This window comes from Desulfovibrio sp. ZJ200 (assembly GCF_011039095.1).
GTDB lineage: Bacteria > Desulfobacterota > Desulfovibrionia > Desulfovibrionales > Desulfovibrionaceae > Desulfovibrio.
The window spans coordinates 1-4,647 of the sequence record NZ_JAAKEH010000089.1 but is presented as its reverse complement, the minus strand read 5'-3'; the positions used below and the strand labels follow the sequence as shown (position 1 = coordinate 4,647).

The 4,647-nt window shown below is 48.8% G+C and carries 10 protein-coding genes; 6 read left to right on the top strand and 4 right to left on the bottom strand.

Going from position 1 to position 4,647, the window contains the following annotated elements:
- Positions 1-54: 54 nt before the first annotated feature.
- From G7Y52_RS14525 to G7Y52_RS14510, 4 genes are all read left to right on the top strand, one after another.
- Positions 55-576, top strand: a complete 522-nt coding sequence (locus G7Y52_RS14525; RefSeq protein WP_165068131.1) for a DapH/DapD/GlmU-related protein — start codon at positions 55-57, stop codon at positions 574-576.
- A gap of 216 nt (positions 577-792) precedes the next feature.
- Positions 793-1,206: a hypothetical protein gene (locus tag G7Y52_RS14520; RefSeq protein ID WP_165073141.1), complete on the top strand. Its 414-nt coding sequence runs from the start codon at positions 793-795 to the stop codon at positions 1,204-1,206.
- Between the two features lie 43 nt (positions 1,207-1,249).
- The gene (locus tag G7Y52_RS14515) at positions 1,250-1,522 is read left to right on the top strand and encodes an AbrB/MazE/SpoVT family DNA-binding domain-containing protein (protein WP_165073139.1); all 273 of its coding nucleotides are present in this window, start codon (positions 1,250-1,252) and stop codon (positions 1,520-1,522) included.
- Positions 1,504-1,836, top strand: coding sequence for a type II toxin-antitoxin system PemK/MazF family toxin (locus tag G7Y52_RS14510; RefSeq protein ID WP_165073137.1), 333 nt, complete (start codon positions 1,504-1,506; stop codon positions 1,834-1,836). The genes G7Y52_RS14515 and G7Y52_RS14510 overlap by 19 nt, the downstream gene beginning before the upstream one ends.
- Before the next feature lie 112 nt (positions 1,837-1,948).
- On the opposite strand, the gene G7Y52_RS15435 is transcribed toward G7Y52_RS14510, so the two are convergent.
- Positions 1,949-2,101: a toxin-antitoxin system HicB family antitoxin gene (locus G7Y52_RS15435; protein ID WP_165073134.1), complete on the bottom strand. Its 153-nt coding sequence runs from the start codon at positions 2,099-2,101 to the stop codon at positions 1,949-1,951.
- Positions 2,055-2,288, bottom strand: a complete 234-nt coding sequence (locus G7Y52_RS14500; protein ID WP_165073123.1) for a type II toxin-antitoxin system HicB family antitoxin — start codon at positions 2,286-2,288, stop codon at positions 2,055-2,057. The genes G7Y52_RS15435 and G7Y52_RS14500 overlap by 47 nt, the downstream gene beginning before the upstream one ends.
- A gap of 124 nt (positions 2,289-2,412) precedes the next feature.
- Between G7Y52_RS14500 and G7Y52_RS14495 the strand changes: the two genes are divergently transcribed.
- Positions 2,413-2,712: a type II toxin-antitoxin system HigB family toxin gene (locus tag G7Y52_RS14495; RefSeq protein WP_165073132.1), complete on the top strand. Its 300-nt coding sequence runs from the start codon at positions 2,413-2,415 to the stop codon at positions 2,710-2,712.
- Positions 2,713-2,721: 9 nt separating this feature from the next.
- Positions 2,722-3,105: a transcriptional regulator gene (locus tag G7Y52_RS14490; RefSeq protein WP_165073130.1), complete on the top strand. Its 384-nt coding sequence runs from the start codon at positions 2,722-2,724 to the stop codon at positions 3,103-3,105.
- 219 nt (positions 3,106-3,324) lie between these two features.
- Here the strand turns inward: G7Y52_RS14490 and G7Y52_RS14485 are convergent, their stop codons facing one another.
- Entirely contained in the window at positions 3,325-3,717 is a 393-nt protein-coding gene (locus tag G7Y52_RS14485) for a BrnA antitoxin family protein (protein ID WP_165073127.1), read from the bottom strand.
- A 654-nt stretch (positions 3,718-4,371) separates the two neighbouring features.
- Positions 4,372-4,647: hypothetical protein (locus tag G7Y52_RS15145; protein ID WP_206215342.1), on the bottom strand; the 276-nt coding region annotated here is incomplete at its 5' end.

Sequence of the window (4,647 nt, the reverse complement as noted above, 5' to 3'; positions counted from 1 at the left end):
CTTTTGAAATTGAATAATTTCAAAAGCAAAATGCTCTAATCAGAGGATAAGGATATGGATGAAATCCGTATTGATGTGACCCGCCAGACAGAGGAAGAACTTGAGCTTGCGAGGCGTCACGCGCAGCTTGTGTTCCGGTTCAATCATACAATGCCGGAAACGCCGGAATACTCGGCCCTGATGCATGAGATTTTTCCGACAATGGGAGAAGGGAGTGTGGTATTTGCTCCCCTCACGGCAATCAGGCCGCACATGGTGCAGATTGGTAAAAATGTCGTTGTCATGAACGGCTGCCTGATGATGGCGGCAGGTGGAATCTTCATTGGTGACAATGCAATGCTGGCAGCTAATGTGCAGCTTTTAAGCAATAATCATGATTTGGTGGAGCGACAGGTCATCACATGCAAACCCGTCCATATTGGCGCACGAGCATGGATTGGCGCTGGAGCCACAATTCTTGCAGGAGTTACCATTGGGGAAAATGCGGTCGTAGGCGCTGCGAGTGTTGTCACGCATGATGTGGAGCCAGATACCATAGTGGCCGGAAACCCCGCGCGGTTTATTCGGAAAATTTAAGAGGTTCCACCTCTGTATCCACAATGAGTCTTTCACCGTTGGTGGCTGTTCTTGTCGCCATAAGCGGCGATTGCCAGTAAATTGCCCTTCGCCAGCGCAAATTTCTTCTTCAAGTCCTAAAAATACCAACACTCAGGACAATTTCCAACTGTTCAAAGCCTAACTTGATAATGAGCCATCAGATGATGGACAATTTTACTTTTTTGGAGGTCACAAATGACCAAATTAAATTTTTCGGATGCCAAGGAAATTATTCGTCAGGGTATCCTTGATTCCATTGATTTCAAGGAACTCCGGGCCAAATTGCCAGGTTGGAGAAAGCGGCCGCTTCAAAGCCTTGTATTTGACGTGATGGCGGAAATGGGCATCAAAAACGTGCCCTTTGCCGGGATGCTCCTTCGCCCCAGGCTGACACGAAAGCCCACAGAAATTGACGCGAACGGTTCATTGAATATCCGGGAATTGCTCGCTGAGAAAGAGTTTTTGGGAAAGACATGCGCGGCATACGCTCACATTGGCGACAGGAAAATCACCCTGACCATCAAGCCGATTACCGGGAGCCCTAAAATAGCAGCCGGGAAGCATGTAACGCCGCCAGCACAGATTGCGCGCCTGCGGCAGAAGAATTGACACAGGCCTAATAAATAATTACGTTGTATCCACGAGGTAAGAAATGGACGTTCCTCTGGTACCCATCGGCAATTCACGCGGAATCCGTTTACCCAAGGCTCTGATTGCTCAATGTGGCTTTGGCGACATGGTGAGCCTGACCGTGACGGATGCAGGAATCCTGCTGTCTCCTGCCAAGAATGAGCGTTCCAGGTGGGAAGATGCGCTCCTTGCATCCCCTGGGCAGCCAGTTGCCGATGCGGGAGCATTTCAGGAGTTCAATCAGGTGGAATCAGGCTTTGACACTTCGGAATGGACATGGCCCCAAAAGCCATAAGCCGCTTCGAAATATGGTGGGCCAATCTTGACCCGACCATAGGGCATGAAATCAAGAAAACGCGCCCGGTCGTTATCGTTTCCCCCGATGAACTCAATCGTCATCTGGGGACGGTGCTTGTCGCGCCGCTCACTTCCACCATCAGGCCTTATCCCTTCCGCGTGAATACAGTCGTGAGTGAAGTGCCGGGACAAATTGCTCTGGATCAGATACGCGCCTTGGACAAGCTGCGGCTCACGAAAAGGGTCTGCTCCTTACCTCCGGATAAGGCCAAGGAAGTGCTGTCTATTCTTCAAATAATGTTTGGAGAATAAGCCATTCAAAAAGTGAATATATTTTTTCGTTAAACATCGGCCAGTCTGCTAAATTTGCAGACTGGCCTGTTATGGTGAGGAACACAGATGAATCTGATTCTGAGTATCGGATTTATCCGTTTACGCTAACGGCTTGTTTTACCGCGTTAGCGATGAAGGTATTTAATGACTGCCCTGTAGCCGCAGCAGCAACACTGGCTTGTCTGTAAAGTTCCGGGTCAAGCCGTAAGGCAAATTTCCCAAGTGTCTTTGGGGGAGACACCATCTTCAGCGCACATTCTCAGGAACACGTCCAGGGATGTCTGCCCTTCGCGCTTGAGGGAGTCGGCATCTTTGGCGTAGAAATCAGCGCCCCCGTTCAGTCCTGCGAACTCACCCCGGAACATCTCAATCTCAGGGTCATAAGAAATAACGGCCTGATACCCACCGGGGAAATCCATTACGTTTTTCATGGCCGTACTCCGTTGCTTTCAAGCCATTTTCGGATGCTTGCCAACGCGCCTTTATCCGTCATTGGTCAGGTATGTCCTGGCTCTGTCACTTGCCTTAGTCCCCAAATGGGACTATTCTTAACCAATGCGGATTATAGCGCTTTCCACGCTCAAAGCCTTTTGGGAAATTCCCTGCTATGCAGATGCCAAAGAACCTCTTTTGGCATGGCACAGGTTTGCGCTAAACGCGGATTGGGCATCCCCTGCGGACATCAAAGAAGAGCTGCGAAGCGCGAGTATTTTGCAGGATGGCAGAGTGATTTTCAATATCGCCGGGAACAAATACCGCTTGGTAGTCTGGATAAATTATCCCTATCGGGTCGTATATATTCGTTTTATCGGAACCCATGAGCAGTATGATGCCATTGACCCACAGACCATATGAGGTGGCTTCATGAATATCAACCCTATTCGGAACGAAGATGATTACCGGGATGCCCTACGACAAATAGAGACTTTAATGGGCGCTCAGGAAAATACTCCTGAAGGCGACACGCTGGATATTCTTGTCACTCTCGTAGAAGCCTATGAGCGAAAGAACTACCCCATGGATTTGCCAGACCCGGTAGAGGCTATCAAGTTTTATATGGAGCAGAATAATATGACGCCCAAGGATTTAGAGCCTGCCATCGGACGTAAGAACCGGGTTTATGAGGTTCTGAATTATCGGCGTCCGCTTACCTTGAAGATGATACGCAATCTTCATGGGCGATTTGGTATTCCTGCTGAGAGTTTAATCAAGGAGCCAGTTATTTACTCCAATACTAGTATTGGTTAATTCTCACTGCTCTAAATATTTTCGGAATAACTAATATTTAGTCATCAACTATTTTTCGTTAAACATCGGCCAGTCTGCAAAACTTAGCAGACTGGCCTTTTACGTGAGGTCTATATGAAAAACAAGCTCGATTATTCGCGTGAGCTTGATATGTGGATATGGTCGAATAAACCAGAAATAGTTAAGTCGGCAGACTTCCTTTTTTCGCGAATAGGGAGATCACAGGCCCATAGCGATGGCCTTGCGCAGGACCTCTTCCATCCGTACCTGCCAGCCTTTGCCGGTGCTGCGAAAATGTTCCACGATATCGGCATCGAATCTGGCGGTGAACTGAATCTTCGGGCGTTCCGCTTTCGGACGCCCACGCCGGGGCGTCAACAAATCCTCCACGGTTTCCGGGGGGAACAGCTCAGCAAGCGCCTCACGCCCGGTCTTTCCGGTAAAAGACGTATCGCTTGCGGACGGCGGCACAGTGTCGGGATCGGCCAGGGCCGCGGTCGTGATTTCAGCGTCGGTCATTTCCCGACCGGCTCCCGGGAGACGCTGGAGCGCCGCAAGCTCTTCAGTGGCGTAGATGACCATTTTCCTGCCGTTTTCATCATAGCGTCTCATATTTTTTTCTCTCCCGGCTGTTTGCCTTTCTGTAGCTGATGATGCGCATCCTCCGGCTCCGGGGAGTGAACACAAGGCACATAAGGCGGTTATCATCGCGCGGGACGAAGGCGGCATATCGGAGTTCACCATAGTCATGGCGTATGTCCGGCTCTATCCGGGCGCGGCTCCAGTCAAGCAGGACCACATCAGCGAAGTCTTCACCGTGTTTTTCCAGATTGCTCGTGCGCTTTTTTTCATCCCATTCGTATTGCATGGATATATGTAACTACAAAAAAGTAGGCTGTCAATATTTGTAGTTACAAAAATATAATTGCCGAACCGTGCCTGCAAGGGGACGTGCCAACAAGCCCCAGGATTCCTCAAGGAAGGGATACTGGAACCGGGATGGACTTGGAGCCTGCCATCGGACGTAAGAACCGGGTTTATGAGGTTCTGAATTATCGGCGTCCGCTTACCTTGAAGATGATACGCAATCTTCATGGGCGCTTTGGTATTCCTGCTGAGAGTTTAATCAAGGAGCCAGTTATTTACTCCAATACTAGTATTGGTTAATTCTCACTGCTCTAAATATTTTCGGAATAACTAATATTTGGTCATCAACTATTTTTCGTTAAACATCGGCCAGTCTGCAAAACTTAGCAGACTGGCCTTTTATGTGAGGTCTATATGAAAAACAAGCTCGATTATTCGCGTGAGCTTGATATGTGGATATGGTCGAATAAACCAGAAATAGTTAAGTCGGCAGACTTCCTTTTTTCGCGAATTATAAAGTGCTCTAGTTTCGACTTGATCTGACAGTACCCCTTGAAAAGGAAAGGGAACTCCGTTTTGATGGAAGTGTAAGCAACCCATCAACCGGGCGTCATGCCCAAGGAGTTCCCGATGCAAAGTTTCAACCAAAGCGTCATCAAACACAAGACCGGACTT

Bases quoted from the DNA above. Each gene is read 5' to 3' on its own strand.
- G7Y52_RS14525 (WP_165068131.1), top strand. From the start codon at position 55: ATGGATGAAATCCGTATTGATGTGACCCGCCAGACAGAGGAAGAACTT.
- G7Y52_RS14520 (WP_165073141.1), top strand. From the start codon at position 793: ATGACCAAATTAAATTTTTCGGATGCCAAGGAAATTATTCGTCAGGGT.
- G7Y52_RS14515 (WP_165073139.1), top strand. From the start codon at position 1,250: ATGGACGTTCCTCTGGTACCCATCGGCAATTCACGCGGAATCCGTTTA.
- G7Y52_RS14510 (WP_165073137.1), top strand. From the start codon at position 1,504: ATGGCCCCAAAAGCCATAAGCCGCTTCGAAATATGGTGGGCCAATCTT.
- G7Y52_RS15435 (WP_165073134.1), bottom strand. From the start codon at position 2,101: ATGGTGTCTCCCCCAAAGACACTTGGGAAATTTGCCTTACGGCTTGAC.
- G7Y52_RS14500 (WP_165073123.1), bottom strand. From the start codon at position 2,288: ATGAAAAACGTAATGGATTTCCCCGGTGGGTATCAGGCCGTTATTTCT.
- G7Y52_RS14495 (WP_165073132.1), top strand. From the start codon at position 2,413: ATGCGGATTATAGCGCTTTCCACGCTCAAAGCCTTTTGGGAAATTCCC.
- G7Y52_RS14490 (WP_165073130.1), top strand. From the start codon at position 2,722: ATGAATATCAACCCTATTCGGAACGAAGATGATTACCGGGATGCCCTA.
- G7Y52_RS14485 (WP_165073127.1), bottom strand. From the start codon at position 3,717: ATGAGACGCTATGATGAAAACGGCAGGAAAATGGTCATCTACGCCACT.